The 13371-nt window shown below is 70.7% G+C and carries 12 protein-coding genes; 7 read left to right on the top strand and 5 right to left on the bottom strand.

The features are described 5' to 3' along the window. The first annotated feature begins 313 nt into the window (after positions 1-313). Positions 314-2143 (top strand): bifunctional diguanylate cyclase/phosphodiesterase, encoded by a 1830-nt coding sequence (locus J7E88_RS17460; RefSeq protein WP_215182021.1) that lies wholly within the window; start codon positions 314-316, stop codon positions 2141-2143. A gap of 287 nt (positions 2144-2430) precedes the next feature. Here J7E88_RS17460 and J7E88_RS17455 read toward each other — a convergent pair whose 3' ends face one another. From J7E88_RS17455 to J7E88_RS17440, 4 genes are all read right to left on the bottom strand, one after another. Continuing rightward, positions 2431-4128: a glycosyl hydrolase family 18 protein gene (locus J7E88_RS17455; RefSeq protein WP_215182019.1), complete on the bottom strand. Its 1698-nt coding sequence runs from the start codon at positions 4126-4128 to the stop codon at positions 2431-2433. Between the two features lie 225 nt (positions 4129-4353). Continuing rightward, entirely contained in the window at positions 4354-5442 is a 1089-nt protein-coding gene (locus J7E88_RS17450) for an LLM class flavin-dependent oxidoreductase (protein ID WP_215182017.1), read from the bottom strand. Positions 5443-5545: 103 nt separating this feature from the next. Next, entirely contained in the window at positions 5546-6265 is a 720-nt protein-coding gene (locus J7E88_RS17445) for an aspartate/glutamate racemase family protein (RefSeq protein ID WP_215182015.1), read from the bottom strand. After that, on the bottom strand, positions 6262-7041 hold the full coding sequence (locus tag J7E88_RS17440) for an aspartate/glutamate racemase family protein (RefSeq protein ID WP_215182014.1): 780 nt from the start codon (positions 7039-7041) through the stop codon (positions 6262-6264). The genes J7E88_RS17445 and J7E88_RS17440 overlap by 4 nt, the downstream gene beginning before the upstream one ends. Before the next feature lie 97 nt (positions 7042-7138). Here J7E88_RS17440 and J7E88_RS17435 point away from each other — a divergent pair, with 97 nt between their 5' ends. Together J7E88_RS17435 and J7E88_RS17430 are read left to right on the top strand one after the other, a co-directional pair. Next, positions 7139-8101: a D-2-hydroxyacid dehydrogenase gene (locus tag J7E88_RS17435; protein WP_215182013.1), complete on the top strand. Its 963-nt coding sequence runs from the start codon at positions 7139-7141 to the stop codon at positions 8099-8101. Further along, complete coding sequence (locus J7E88_RS17430; protein WP_215182012.1) at positions 8082-9488, top strand: amidase; 1407 nt, start codon at positions 8082-8084, stop codon at positions 9486-9488. Before J7E88_RS17435 ends, J7E88_RS17430 begins: the two co-directional genes overlap by 20 nt. A 152-nt stretch (positions 9489-9640) precedes the next feature. Here J7E88_RS17430 and J7E88_RS17425 read toward each other — a convergent pair whose 3' ends face one another. Then, positions 9641-10141: a DUF3830 family protein gene (locus J7E88_RS17425; RefSeq protein WP_215182010.1), complete on the bottom strand. Its 501-nt coding sequence runs from the start codon at positions 10139-10141 to the stop codon at positions 9641-9643. A gap of 69 nt (positions 10142-10210) precedes the next feature. Between J7E88_RS17425 and ehuB the strand changes: the two genes are divergently transcribed. The 4 genes from ehuB to J7E88_RS17405 are packed head-to-tail and all read left to right on the top strand — an operon-like array spanning position 10211 to position 13206. Continuing rightward, entirely contained in the window at positions 10211-11065 is an 855-nt protein-coding gene (ehuB, locus tag J7E88_RS17420; RefSeq protein ID WP_215182008.1) for an ectoine/hydroxyectoine ABC transporter substrate-binding protein EhuB, read from the top strand. Continuing rightward, entirely contained in the window at positions 11062-11805 is a 744-nt protein-coding gene (gene ehuC, locus J7E88_RS17415) for an ectoine/hydroxyectoine ABC transporter permease subunit EhuC (RefSeq protein WP_215182006.1), read from the top strand. The genes ehuB and ehuC overlap by 4 nt, the downstream gene beginning before the upstream one ends. Beyond that, on the top strand, positions 11802-12452 hold the full coding sequence (gene ehuD / locus J7E88_RS17410) for an ectoine/hydroxyectoine ABC transporter permease subunit EhuD (RefSeq protein ID WP_215182004.1): 651 nt from the start codon (positions 11802-11804) through the stop codon (positions 12450-12452). Before ehuC ends, ehuD begins: the two co-directional genes overlap by 4 nt. Then, the gene (locus J7E88_RS17405; protein WP_215182002.1) at positions 12442-13206 is read left to right on the top strand and encodes an amino acid ABC transporter ATP-binding protein; all 765 of its coding nucleotides are present in this window, start codon (positions 12442-12444) and stop codon (positions 13204-13206) included. Before ehuD ends, J7E88_RS17405 begins: the two co-directional genes overlap by 11 nt. Positions 13207-13371: the final 165 nt, after the last annotated feature.

Below are 13371 nucleotides of genomic sequence, written 5' to 3'. Positions count from 1 at the left end.
CCCACTCGGGTGACCGGGTCGACACCGACCCGACACCGACCCGAGATGCGGCGACACTCCGAAGAATCACGGAACGTCACATCCGGTCAGCTTGGATGCGACCCTGGACGCCACCCGCGCAGAAACGATCGACCTTGGTGCACCGGCGGCCCCCGCCGGGCCGGTGACGCTGGAACGGCCGCCGCGCCTGCCTCTATGATCGGCACACTTTCCCCGAGTTCTTGCGGGATTTCTTCGGTGAATGCCTCGGGCGGCCACCCCCCGACCACATTTGCACGACCCTGATACGACACACTGCATGCGGGAGTGAGCGGTGAGCGGAACCTCCGAAGGACAAGGGCCCGCGGGCGTCGCAGTCCCCGGAAACGTCCGACAGCCCGTCACCGAGCGTGACGGTATGGGCCCGAGCTCCGCCGAGCTGCGCGACTACCGCGCCGCGTTCAACGCCGCCCAGCTCGCCATGGCGGTCGTGGACCACGAAGGGCTCGTCGTCAGCGCCAACGACGCCCTCGCCGCGCTGCTCGGCACCGGGGCCGCCGACCTGCGCGCGCACTGCGCCGCCGACCTCATCGACCTCGCCTCGGACGCCCGCACCTGGCACGCCTACCGCGAGGTGCTGCGCGGCCGCCGCTCCCGCTTCCGCTGCACCCGCCGCCTCAAACACCCGGACGGGCGCGCCCTGTGGGCCGAGGTCACCGTCGCGCCCGTGCCGGGCACCGGCGACGTACTGCTGTCCGTGGCCGACATCAGCGACCGGCGCGAGCTCCATGCGCGGCTGCGCCATCTTCAGTTGCACGACCCGGTGACCCGGCTGCCCAATCGGACGCTGTTCTTCGAACGGCTCACCGCCGCGCTGGAGTCCTCACCGTACGATGACGGTTCCACCGGGCGGATCGGTCTGTGCTACCTGGACATCGACGGGTTCAAGGCCGTCAACGACACCCTGGGGCACCGGATCGGCGACCGGCTCCTCGCCGCCGTCGCGACCCGGCTGACCGAGTGTGCCGACAACAGCGGGGCTCACGGCTGCGGTCATCTCGTCGCCCGGCTCGGCGGGGACGAGTTCGCCATCCTGGTCGAGGAATCGACGGGCACCGAGCAACTGGCGGACCTCGCGCGGTCCGTACTGGCGGCGCTGCAGCAGCCGTTCGACCTGGCCGGCCAGCGACTGTCGGTGTCCGCGTCCATCGGCGTGGTCGAGCGAGCGGCGGCCGGGACGAGCGCGACCGGGCTGATGCAGGCCGCGGACACCACGCTGTACTGGGCCAAGGAGGACGGCCGCGCCCGCTGGACGCTCTTCGACCCCGAGCGCAACGCGCACCGGATGACGCGCCAGGCGCTCTCCTCCACGCTCCGCCCGGCCGTGGAGCGCGGCGAGTTCACTCTGGAGTACCAGCCGCTCGTGGGGCTCGCGGACGGGGTGACACGCGGTGTGGAGGCGCTGGTGCGCTGGAATCACCCGCAGTTCGGCACGCTGACGCCGAATCGGTTCGTCGCCATCGCCGAGGAGGACGGCTCGATCGTGCAGCTCGGGCGGTGGGTGCTGCGCACCGCGTGCCGCCAAGCGCGCCGCTGGCAGCTCGACCACCCGGGCGTGGAGCCGCTGTTCGTGAGCGTCAATGTCGCCGTACGCCAGGTGTGGGACTCCGACCTGGTGGCGGATGTCGCCGACATCCTGGCCGAGACGGGACTGCCCCCTCATCTGTTGCAGTTGGAGCTCACGGAGTCGGCGGTGATGGGCTCGGCGGGTCGGCCGCTCCAGGCGCTGAAGGCGCTCAGCGAGATGGGTGTGCAGATCGCGATCGACGACTTCGGCACCGGGTATTCGAACCTCGCGTACCTGAGCCGGCTGCCGGTGTCCGCACTGAAGCTCGACGGAACGTTTGTCCGCGGTTTCCAGGACGAGGCGCACGCCAACCCCGCCGACGAGACGATCGTCGAGGCGCTGGTCGAACTCGCGCACCGGCTGGGGCTCACGGTCACGGCCGAGTGCGTCGAGACCTCGGGACAGGCGTCACGGCTGCGGCACATCGGCTGCGACACGGGCCAGGGTTGGCTTTACTCGCGGGCCGTGGCCCCGGAGCGCATCGCGGAGATGCTCGGCGCCGGACCGCGTACACAGCCCGCGGGGGCGTCGGGCTGAGGGGCGTGGCGCCTGCGGGCTGCTCGCCCCTGCCGCGCCCCCGCCGCTCGCCGGCCCGGGAGGCCCCGACCCGAGACCGGGACGAGCCCCGGGCCCGCACCGCCTGGGAGCCCGCCGGCTTCGCCCGGGGACGCCCCGGCCGGCTGATGCCGCGCAGCGAAACCCGGCCGCGTTATGGGAGGTTGAGGCGGCCGACGGCCCTCCCCCCACGCCGCCGGGCGTAGGGGGGAGGGTCCCCGTTCCCCGGGGAGGCGGGGTGGGTGGGGAAGGCACCCCGCCCCAGGGGGTCAGCAGGCGCCGAGGTCCTCCCAGACGCCCCACTCACCCGTGGTGCCGGGCTCCTCGCCCTGCGTCCACCACTTGGCCCGCCACCGGTGCCCCTCGTGGGAGACCTGCGTGCTGCGGGTGTACGCCGGGGTCGCGGACCAGGCCGGGGCCGTGCAGCCGGTGTCCGGCTCCGACGGCGAGGGCGTCGGCTCCGTGGGGGCCGGTGTCGGGTCCGTCGGCGTGGGCGTCGGGTCCGGGTCGGGGTTCGTCGGCGACGAGCCGACCGCCGCGACGATGTCCTTGAACAGCGTGGCGTTCGGGTCCAGTCCGAGCAGCGAGTACATCATCGCGCCCGCGAGGCCGCGACTGTGGGCGTAGTCGGCCCGTGCCTGGATCGCCCGCCGGTCCAGTCCGGTGAAGAACTCGCCGTCCTTGTAGAAGTACGCCGCCTTCGCCTCGTCGTCCCAGAAGGTGGTCGCCGGGTTGTCGACGATGCCGCCGAGCTCCTTGTAGTGCGCGATTCCGGCCTGCTGGCTGACGGGACGGGCGGCAGATGCGCCGGTCGCGCTGCCACCGAGACCGTTCTTCGTCCCGGCCGGGACGCCCTTCCAGCCGCGGTAGTAGAACTCGTAGCCGAGCGTCAGCTTGCCCGCGGGGAAGCCGCCGGTGATGCCGTACGCCGCGTTCCCGTCGATCCACGCGTCGATGGCGTTGTCGATCGAGTACTTCTGGGTGCCCGGCTTGATCGGGTCGGTCGGGTCCGACACCGGGGAATGCAGCGGTGACTGGTGGTAGGCGGGCCCGTCGCCGTCCCAGGCGCCGTGCATGTCGTACGTCATGATGTTCGCGTAGTCGAGGTACGCGCCGATCTTGTCGGTCTCGATGTGCTGGATCTTGTCCTGACCGGCCGGAAGTGCCGCGGTCAGCAGGTACTTCTTGTCGCCGTGAGCGGCGCCGTACGCGTCGAGCTGCTTGCGGAACTCGGCGAGCAGCAGCGTGAAGTTCTGCTTGTCCTCGGGGCCGTAGTGGTTGCCGAGGTGTCCGTCGGGCGAGCCGGGGTACTCCCAGTCGATGTCGATGCCGTCGAAGATGCCGGCCGCGGTGCCAAGGCCGCCGTAGCCGCCCTCGACCGGCAGGTCACCGGCGATGTACTGCTTGATGCACGAGGACACCAGCTTCTTGCGGCTCGCGTCCGTCTTCGCCGCGTCGTGGAAGAACTTGGAGTAGGTCCAGCCGCCCAGCGAGATGTTGATTTTCAGCTTGGGGTACTTGGCCTTCAGTTCCTTGAACTGGTTGAAGACGCCCACGATCGGCTGGTTCCACGTGTCGCCGACGCCGTCGACGCTGTCGGCGGCGGCGAAGCTGCGCTGGTAGTCGGCGTACGAATCGCCCGCGCCGTCACCGGCGTTGGGGTTGGCGTCGTCACCGGCGGCCTTGTTCGCCATGAAGCAGGTGTGGTCGGTGGGGTGGATGTTGCCGAACGAGTAGTTGAGGACGTCCAGTTCGGCCGCGATGCCCCGGGTGTCCAGGTGCTTGGGGTAGAAGGCGTTGCCGTACACGCTCCACTGGTCGTAGTACGCGATCTTCACGCCCCCGGTGGAGGCGGCGGGCGCGGCGTCGGCCGCCCGGGCGGCGCCGGGGCCGCCGACGGCGGTCAGTGCGCCGGCGGCGAGCACCGCACTGGCGAGTGCGGCGAGCAAGGTTCTGCGGACGGGCACGTGCGGCCTCCGAGGGGGGTGCGTGGTACGGGAGTCGGAGCAGTGATAGCCGCCCCCCGAAGGCCGCGTCAATGGTCTGCACCAAATGAGGACTAGACCAATTCAGGCTTGAATCGACTCGTCGGCGACCCCCGCATGTTGCGAAAAACCGCTCGTCACCACGGGTGACGAGCGGCTTAAGCCCTCGTTAATGCGCCACGGACGAGAAGTTCACAAGCGAACCACTCAGGCGGGCAATCCGTACGCGTCGGCGATCAACTCGTAGCTGCGCAGCCGCACATCGCCGCCGTGCGCGTTGGCCGTGATCATCAGCTCGTCCGCTCCGGTGCGCTTGTGGAGGTCGTCCAGGCCCGCCCGGACCGCGTCGGGCGTGCCATGGATCACGTTCTTCAGCCAGCCGTCGACGAACTCCCGCTCCATCGGGCCGAAGGCGTACTCCTCCGCCTCCTTCGGCGTCGGGATCAGTCCCGGCCTGCCGGTGCGCAGCCGGACCATCGACAGCGCTCCGGTCAGCACCTGGCGGCGGGCCTCCCGCTCGTCGTCCGCGGCCAGCGCCGAGACGCCGATCAGGGCGTAGGGCGCATCCAGCACGGCCGAGGGCCGGAAGCTCTGCCGGTAGAGATCGAGCGCGGGGAGCGTGTTCTGCGCGGAGAAGTGGTGGGCGAAGGCGAACGGCAGTCCGAGCGTGCCCGCCAGCCGGGCGCTGAAGCCCGAGGAGCCCAGCAGCCAGACCGGCGGGCGGGCCGGGGACTGGACGCCGCCGGGCGAGGTGGCCTGCACCGGTCCGGGCACGGCGTGGATGCGGGAGTAGGGGTGCCCGTGGGGGAAGTCGTCGTCCAGGAAGCGGATCAGCTCGGCGAGTTGCTGGGGGAAGTCGTCGGCGCCCTCGTGGAGGGTGTCGCTGCGGCGCAGCGCCGCGGCCGTGGCGCCGTCCGTCCCGGGCGCGCGGCCGAGGCCGAGGTCGACGCGGCCCGGGGCGAGCGCCTCCAGCGTGCCGAACTGCTCGGCGATGACCAGGGGGGCGTGGTTGGGCAGCATCACGCCGCCGGAGCCGAGGCGGATGCGCTCGGTGTGGGCGGCGAGGTGGGCGAGGATGACGGCCGGGGAGGACGAGGCGACGCCGGGCATGGAGTGGTGCTCCGCGACCCAGTGCCGGTGGTAGCCGCGGCTCTCGGCCAGGCGGGCGATGTCCACGCTGGTGCGCAGGGCGTCCGAGGCGGTGCGTCCGCTGCCGACGGTGACCAGGTCGAGCACGGACAGGGGGACGGGGGCGGTGCCGATCGCCGCGCCTCGGATCTCGTCCACTGCGTTCACGGGTGGGGTCCTCCTGGGTGAGTCGTGCGTACGCCGAGCCACAACAGGAGGCAATCTCCGTTTTATTCCCGGCCGCCCACGGCTGTCGTCCCGCCCCGGTACGTCAGTCCTTGCGGGCGAACAGCGTGCCCAGCTCCTCCGACCAGGCGCCCCTGCGCTCCGCCAGCCGCAGGCCCTCCCACACGGTCACCTGGTTGGCCGTGAGCACCGGCTTGCCCGCGGCCTCCTCGAGCTCCTGCAGGTGGGCCACCGTGTGCAGCGCGGTGTCGGGGAGCAGGACCGCGTCGGCCCGCGGGTCGTCCGCCTTCCGCAGCAGGTCCAGCACCTGCTCGCGCTCCCAGGTCGCCACCTCGGCCGCCGTCACGATCCCGCCGGACCGCGTGGCCACCACCTCGATCCCGGCCGCCTGAAGGAAGTCGGCGAACAGGTCCGTCACGTCCTCGGGGTACGTCGCGGCAACCGCCACCCGCGTGGCCCCCACTTCCCGCGCGGCATGGACGAACGCGAACGACGTGCTCGACGCCGGGAGCCCGGCCGCGAGGGCCAGGGCCCGGGTCTGCTCATGGGCGCCCTCCCACCCGTACACGAACGAACCGCTGGTGCAGGCCCACACCACCGACTCGGCGCCCGACAGGCGCAGCTGCTCCACGCCGACCGCGAGCCGCTCGGCCGATCCCATCTCCCGCAGCGCGTCCACACGGTGCGCGTCCTCACCGATGTCGGTGTGGACGATCGGCACATTGACTCCGGTCAGCAGCGTCTCGATCCGGGGATAGTCGTCCTCGGCCGAATGCCCGGGATACAGCAAGCCCACCGTCGTCATGTCACGCCCTCCTGTCCTTCCGGCTCGGCCGTCGCCGCCGCGGCGTCCATCAGCAGAGCCTGATAGGGGCCGACCGCACGGGTGCCGATGGCGCGCAGGGCCGACCACATCGTGACCTGGTTGGCGGAGACCACCGGCACCCTCAGCTCGGCCTCCAACTGCGGGATCACGTCGTACGTCGGCAGATTCGTACAGCTGATGAACAGCGCGTCGGCTCCCTCCACCGCCACCTGCCGCGCCATGTCCACCACCGCGCGGTACGGCACCTTCCAGATGTGCCGGGTCAGTCCCAGGAAGGCCCGGCCGACCACCGTCACTCCCGCTTCCGCCAGAAAGTCCTCCAACGATCGGGTGACCGATTCCGTGTAGGGCGTCAGCAGCGCGATCCGCTGGGCTCCCAGCTCGCCGAGCGCATCGAGGAGGGCGCCGGACGTGGTCAGGGCCGGCACGTCACCGGCCGTGCGCATCACCTCGCACAGGTCGCGTTCCCCCGCGAGGCCGCCGACAAAACTGCCCGACGCACACGCGTAGGCGACGACCTCCGGTTCGGACGCGATGAGCGCCCGCACCCCCTCCCGCAGTGTCTCGTGCTCGCTCACCAGCCGCGCGAGATCGAGGGAGACGCCCACGGGCACGAACGGAGTGCGCGTCAGCCGCAGGGAGACGTCGTCCGGGACCCAGCGCCACAGCTCCCGGTCCAGAGCGAAATCGAAGGGGGCCACCACACCGATGCCGTGCTCCGGGTCCGGCCCGCCGAGAAAGGAGACAACGTCCATGCACTCAGCCCCCTTGGCGTCTTGTTGACGACGGTAGGTTCCAGTGCGAGCGTGGGTCAATCCGTACATTGCGACGTGACGAGGTGGCTTCCGACCGATGTCCGAACCCACGGTGCTCGTGCTGGCCGCGGACCCCCTGCCACGCCTCGGCCACCTGACCGGAAGAGCCCGGGTGGATTACGCCGATGAGGTGACTCTCGCGGACCGACTGCCCGGTGCCGACGTGCTGCTGGTGTGGGACTTCACCTCCGACGCCGTCCGTCGGGCCTGGCCCGGCGAGGGCCCGAGGCCGCGGTGGGTGCACACCGCGAGCGCCGGCGTCGACCGCGTGCTCTGTCCGGAACTCGCCGCCTCCGACACCGTCGTGACCAACGCACGCGGAATCTTCGAACAGCCGATCGCCGAATACGTGGCGGCGCTCGTGCTCGCGATGGCGAAGGACCTGCCTCAGACGCTGGACTTGCAGCGCCGGCACGAATGGCGGCACCGCGAGAGCCTCCCGGTCGCGGGCAGCCGCGGTGTCGTGGTGGGCGCCGGCCCCATCGGGCGCGCCGTCGCCGGCGCCCTGCGGGCGCTGGGCGTCACCACAGCGGTCGTCGGCCGTCGGGCCCGGCCCGGCATCCACGGCGACCAGGATCTCGACCCGCTGCTCGCGCGCGCCGACTGGGTGGTGTGCGCGGCGCCGCTGACCACGGCGACGCTCGGGATGTTCGACGCGCACCGCTTCGGGCTGATGCAGCCGTCGGCCCGGTTCGTGAACGTCGGCCGCGGACCGCTGGTCGTCGAGGCCGACCTCGTCGACGCCCTGCGCAAGCGGTGGATCGCGGGCGCGGCCCTCGACGTCTTCGAGTCCGAGCCGCTCCCGCCGGAGAGCCCGGTGTGGGATGTTCCGGGGCTCATCGTCTCCCCGCACATGAGTGGTGACACCGTCGGCTGGCGCGACCGGCTGGGTGAGCAGTTCGTCGAGATGTATGACCTGTGGGCGGCCGGAGAGCCGCTGCCGAACGTGGTGGACAAGAAACGTGGGTACGTCCCCATGCATGACCACTCGCCTGACTGACCTCACCGCACGTCAACTGCTGGCCGGCTACGCACAGGGCGACTTCTCCCCCGTCGACGCGACCCGCGCGGCGCTGGACCGGGCCGAGAGCGTGCAGCCGCTGGTGAACGCCTTCGTCCGGATCGATGCCGAGCCGGCCCTCGCCGAGGCCGCCGCCTCGGCGGAACGCTGGCGCCGGGGCGAGCCGCGGGGGCTGCTCGACGGCGTGCCCGTCACCGTGAAGGACCTCATCCTCCAGCGTGGAGTGCCCACGCTGCGCGGCTCCTGGACCGTGCGGGCGGACCGCGCCTGGGACGAGGACGCGCCGTCGGTCGCACGGCTGCGCGAGCACGGGGCGGTGTTCCTCGCCAGGACGACGACGCCCGAGTTCGGCTGGAAGGGGGTCACGGACTCGCCGCGGCACGGCGTGACCCGCAACCCGTACGACCCCTCGCGCACGGCGGGCGGCTCCAGCGGAGGCAGCGCGGCGGCCGTGGCACTCGGCGCGGGCGCCCTGTCGGTCGGCACGGACGGGGGCGGGTCGGTCCGCATCCCGGCCTCGTTCTGCGGGATCTTCGGGCTGAAGCCGACGTACGGTCGGGTGGCACTGTATCCGTCGAGCCCCTTCGGCAGCCTGTCCCATGTCGGGCCGATGGCGAGGGATGCGGCGGACGCGGCGCTGATGCTGGACGTGATGAGCGGCGAGGACTGGCGGGACTGGTCCCATCTGGGGCCGGCGCAAGAGGTGCGGCAGCGGCTCGGCGAGGGCGTGAAGGGCCTGCGGATCGCGTACTCGCCGACGCTCGGCGGCCAGGTCGCGGTCCGTCCCGCGGTCGCCTCGGCGGTGCGGCGGGCGGTGGGGGCGCTGGCGGACCTCGGCGCGTACGTCGAGGAGACCGACCCCGACCTCACGGAGCCGGTCGAGGCGTTCCACACCCTGTGGTTCACGGGCGCTGCCCGGCTGGTGGAGCCCCTTGGCCCGCGGCAGCGGGAGCAACTGGACCCGGGCCTGCGGGAGATCTGCGGCATCGGCGCACGGCGCAGCGCGCTGGAGTACCTGGCGGCGGTGGACGTGCGGGCGGAGTTGGGCCGGCGGATGGCACGGTTCCACACGACGTACGACTTGCTGGTCACCCCGACCTTGCCGCTCACCGCGTTCGAGGCGGGCGTGGAGGTTCCGGCGGGCTCGGGCCACCGGCGCTGGACGGGGTGGACCCCGTTCACGTACCCCTTCAACATGACGCAGCAGCCGGCGGCGACGGTCCCCTGCGGGACGGACCCGGACGGGCTGCCGATCGGTGTGCAACTGGTGGGCCCGCGCTACGCGGACGGGCTGGTGCTGCGGGTGGCGCACGCGCTGTACGAGGCGGGGGCGGCGAGGATCCCGGGGCCGGGGGCGCTGGGGTAAGGAGCGCGGCAGGGAGCGGCGGCCGCGCGGGCTGTTCCCCTGTCCGCCCTCCTCCTACGGGGCCTGACGGGCCGTGGGTGGGATCCCCCCGGCGAAGCCAGGGGAGCAACCCGGCTTCGTGCCCGACTCCGCACCGCCGGACGGGCTGAGAATCACGCCCGTCGGAAGCTCAGCGTCTCCCCCGACGCGCCCGACCGCCACAAGTCCTGGCATGCCTCGGCCATCTCCGCCAGGCCCTCCACCACCGTCCCCCACACGATGCCCGGCACCCATCCCGTATCGCCGTTCAGCAGCAGGTTGTTGCGTTCGTAGAACAGCGCCAGATCCACCGTCACGGACCGGGCCGCGACCGCGGCCCGGTCCTCGTAGCCGTACGACGATGTGCCGAGCTGCACATCACTGAAGGTGAAATAACACAGGTCACCCGGAATCGGCGTCACCGTCGGATTCTCCAACGGCGGCTCCTGCGGCGCGAAAGCCGGGAACAGGGCATAGATCTCATTACGCGCATACTTCGCGTGGTACACGTCCGCGGACAGCGGCAGCGCGTCCCACACCGCCGCGCAGGTCAGCGGCGCCTTGTCGGTGAGGAGCCGGGCGGTGCACTGCACCCCGCGCCGGTCCAGGGCAACGGTCAGGTATCGGTCGGCCATTTCGTACGCATACCCGCGACGGACCCGGGTAGCCGCGCGCCCATGGCTCGTAGAAGAGAACCACGATCGATGAGCAGACGCTCCCTTCTGCTCGGCACCGCAGCCGTCGGCGCCCTCACCGCCGTCGGCGCCGCGGGATGCGGCAGGGTACCGTCCGGCGATGCACTGGCCCGGCTGAAGTCCCAGGGCACGGTACGCCTCGGCATCGCGGGAGAGGTGCCGTACGGCTATGTCGACGACCAGGGCGAGTTCACCGGCGAGGCTCCCGAGCTGGCCCGGGTGATCTTCCGGCGGCTGGGCATCGACCGGGTCCAGCCGGTGGCCACCGACTTCGCCTCCCTCATACCCGGACTGAACTCCCAGCAGTTCGACGTGGTCTCGGCCGGGATGTACATCAACAAGGAGCGGTGCGCCCAGGTCATCTTCGCCGACCCCGAGTACCAGATGCTCGACTCGTTCATCGTGCGCAAGGGCAATCCCAAGAACCTGCGCAGCTACGAGGACGTGGTGAAGGCCAGGGCGAGGCTCGCGACCGGCACGGGCTACGCGGAGATCGGATACGCGGTCGCCGCCGGCATCCCGGAGAAGGAGATCGTGATCCTCCAGGACCAGGTGGCCGGGCTGAACGCCGTCGAGTCCGGCCGCGTCGACGTCTTCGCCGGCACCGCGCTCACCGCCCGCGAGGTGGTGCGCAAGAGCAGGCTGGCCGAGGCGACCGAGCCCTTCGCCGCCGTCGTCGACGGAGAGAAGCAGATAGACGGGGGCGGTTTCGCCTTCCGCCCCACCGACACCGAACTGCGCGACGCCTTCAACGCCGAGATCCACAAGATGAAGAAGAGCGGCGAGCTCTTCCGCATCCTGAAGCCCTTCGGCTTCACGGAGAACGAGATGACCACACTCACTGCCGAGGAGCTGTGCCGATGACAGCCGGACTCTGGCAGAACTGGGTGCTCCCCGGCATCTGGATCACCGTGCAGCTGTTGGTCTACAGCGCCGCCCTCGCCGCGGCCGTCGCCTTCGGCATCGGCATCGCCCGCACCCACCGCTCGCGCGCCGTCCGTTTCCTGGCGGGCGCCTACACCGAGATCTTCCGTGGCACGTCGGCGCTGGTGCTGATGTTCTGGCTGTTCTTCGTGGTGCCCCCACTCATGGGCTGGCAGCTCGTGCCCATGTGGGCCGCGGTGCTGGCGCTCGGCCTGTCCTACGGCGCGTACGGCGCCGAAATCGTGCGCGGCGCGCTGAACTCGGTCCCCAGGGCCCAGCGTGAGGCGGGTGTCGCCCTCAGCTTCACGCCCTGGCAGCGGATGCGGATGATCCTGCTGCCGCAGGCGGTACCCGAGATGATCCCGCCGTTCTGCAACCTGCTGATCGAGCTGCTCAAGGGCACCGCGCTGGTGTCTCTGCTGGGCGTGGGCGATGTGTCCTTCGCCGCCTATCTGGTGCGGCTCGCCACCCAGGAGAGCGCACAGATCTACACGATCAGCCTGGTGATTTACTTCCTGCTCGCGCTCGCCGTGACCCGGTCCATGAAGGTGCTCGAACGCAGGACCAAGCGGAACGTCGGCATCGAGACGGAGCCAGGGCTGTTCGCGGGCATGGGCTCCCGGCGACGCGCCGCGATCGAGATCGCCGGCACCACCGTGACGGGGGGTGCGTCGAAGTGACCTGGGACTGGTCCGCGGTCGCGGATTTCATGCCGCGCTTCTGGGACGGTGTGCTGATCACCCTTCAGGTGCTGGTGCTCGGTTCGCTGATCTCCTTCACGCTCGGCCTCGTGTGGGCCATCGCCTTCCGCTCGCAGAGCCGTTTCGTACGGTGGCCGGTGAACGTCGTCACCGAGTTCATCCGCACCACCCCCCTGCTGGTACAGCTGTTCTTCCTGTACTTCGTGCTGCCGGAGTGGGGCATCCAGTTCTCCGCCCTGACCACCGGCACGATCGCGATCGGGCTGCACTACTCGACGTACACCGCGCAGGTCTACCGGGCCGGCATCGAGGCCGTACCGCCCGGCCAGTGGGAGGCGGCGACGGCCCTGAGCCTGCCCGCCCACCGCACCTGGTCCGCCGTGATCCTGCCGCAGGCGATCCGCCGGATCACCCCGGCGCTCGGCAACTACGTGATCGCCATGCTCAAGGACACGCCGCTGCTCGCCGCGATCGGCGTGCTGGAGATGCTGCAGCAGTCGCGGCTGGAGAGCGCGTCGACGTTCCAGTACACCGAGCCGCTGACCGTGATCGGCCTCGCCTTCATCCTCATCGCCTACCCGGCTTCTCTTCTCGTACGAGCCCTGGAGCGCCGCCTTGTCCGCTGACATCAACGACACCACGACCGAGGACCTGATCCGGTTCGACAACGTCACCAAGAGATTCGGCGACAACACGGTCCTCGACAACCTCTGCTTCTCGGTGAAGCCCGGCAAGCACGTCACCCTGATCGGCCCGTCCGGCTCGGGCAAGACGACGATCCTGCGGCTGCTGATGACGTTGGAGTCACCCGACGAGGGCTCGATCCGGGTGAACGGCAACCGGCTGTTCCCGGCCGCCGAGAAGGAGCGCCGGGAGGCGCGCAAGAAGATCGGCATGGTCTTCCAGCAGTTCAACCTGTTCCCCAACATGACCGTGCTGCGCAACATCACCGAGGCGCCGGTGCGGGTGCTCGGCCTGTCCAAGGACGAGGCCGACGCCCGGGCCAGGGAGCTGCTGGACCTGGTGGGACTCGGCGACCGCGCCGACGCGAAGCCGACGCAGCTGTCGGGCGGCCAGCAGCAGCGGGTGGCGATCGCCCGCGCGCTGGCGATGCGGCCGCAGGTGCTGCTTCTGGACGAGGTGACCTCGGCCCTCGACCCCGAGCTCGTGGCCGGCGTGCTGGACCTGCTGCGGGACATCGCCCGCACCACGGACATCACGATGGTGTGCGTCACGCACGAGATGAACTTCGCCCGCGACATCTCGGACGATGTCCTGATGTTCGATTCCGGCAAGGTCATCGAGTCGGGTCCGCCGGAGAAAATCTTCTCCGACCCGGAGCACGAACGCACGCGCGAGTTCCTCGGCGCGGTGCTCTGACCATTCACTCCGCCGAGCAGGCATGACCTTGGCATATGCCAAAGTCAGGCGCCCCAGCACAGGCAGCTGGGGCGCCACGTCATTTACGCCAACAGCCCGTCCCCAAACGGCTCTTGGCCGCTATCGTGGTACGGAAGCTTGCGGTCACAACCTGCTAGGGGGAAA

The organism is Streptomyces sp. ISL-10, from assembly GCF_018614575.1.
GTDB lineage: Bacteria > Actinomycetota > Actinomycetes > Streptomycetales > Streptomycetaceae > Streptomyces.
The sequence above is the reverse complement of the archived record's forward strand: the minus strand, read 5'-3'. Positions and strand labels throughout refer to the sequence as shown.

What these genes read in the sequence shown, in the direction of transcription:
- J7E88_RS17440 (WP_215182014.1), bottom strand. Translation starts at nt 7,041, where the DNA reads ATGGACGTTGTCTCCTTTCTCGGCGGGCCGGACCCGGAGCACGGCATC.
- ehuB (WP_215182008.1), top strand. Translation starts at nt 10,211, where the DNA reads ATGAGCAGACGCTCCCTTCTGCTCGGCACCGCAGCCGTCGGCGCCCTC.
- J7E88_RS17430 (WP_215182012.1), top strand. Translation starts at nt 8,082, where the DNA reads ATGACCACTCGCCTGACTGACCTCACCGCACGTCAACTGCTGGCCGGC.
- J7E88_RS17445 (WP_215182015.1), bottom strand. Translation starts at nt 6,265, where the DNA reads ATGACGACGGTGGGCTTGCTGTATCCCGGGCATTCGGCCGAGGACGAC.
- ehuC (WP_215182006.1), top strand. Translation starts at nt 11,062, where the DNA reads ATGACAGCCGGACTCTGGCAGAACTGGGTGCTCCCCGGCATCTGGATC.
- J7E88_RS17425 (WP_215182010.1), bottom strand. Translation starts at nt 10,141, where the DNA reads ATGGCCGACCGATACCTGACCGTTGCCCTGGACCGGCGCGGGGTGCAG.
- J7E88_RS17435 (WP_215182013.1), top strand. Translation starts at nt 7,139, where the DNA reads ATGTCCGAACCCACGGTGCTCGTGCTGGCCGCGGACCCCCTGCCACGC.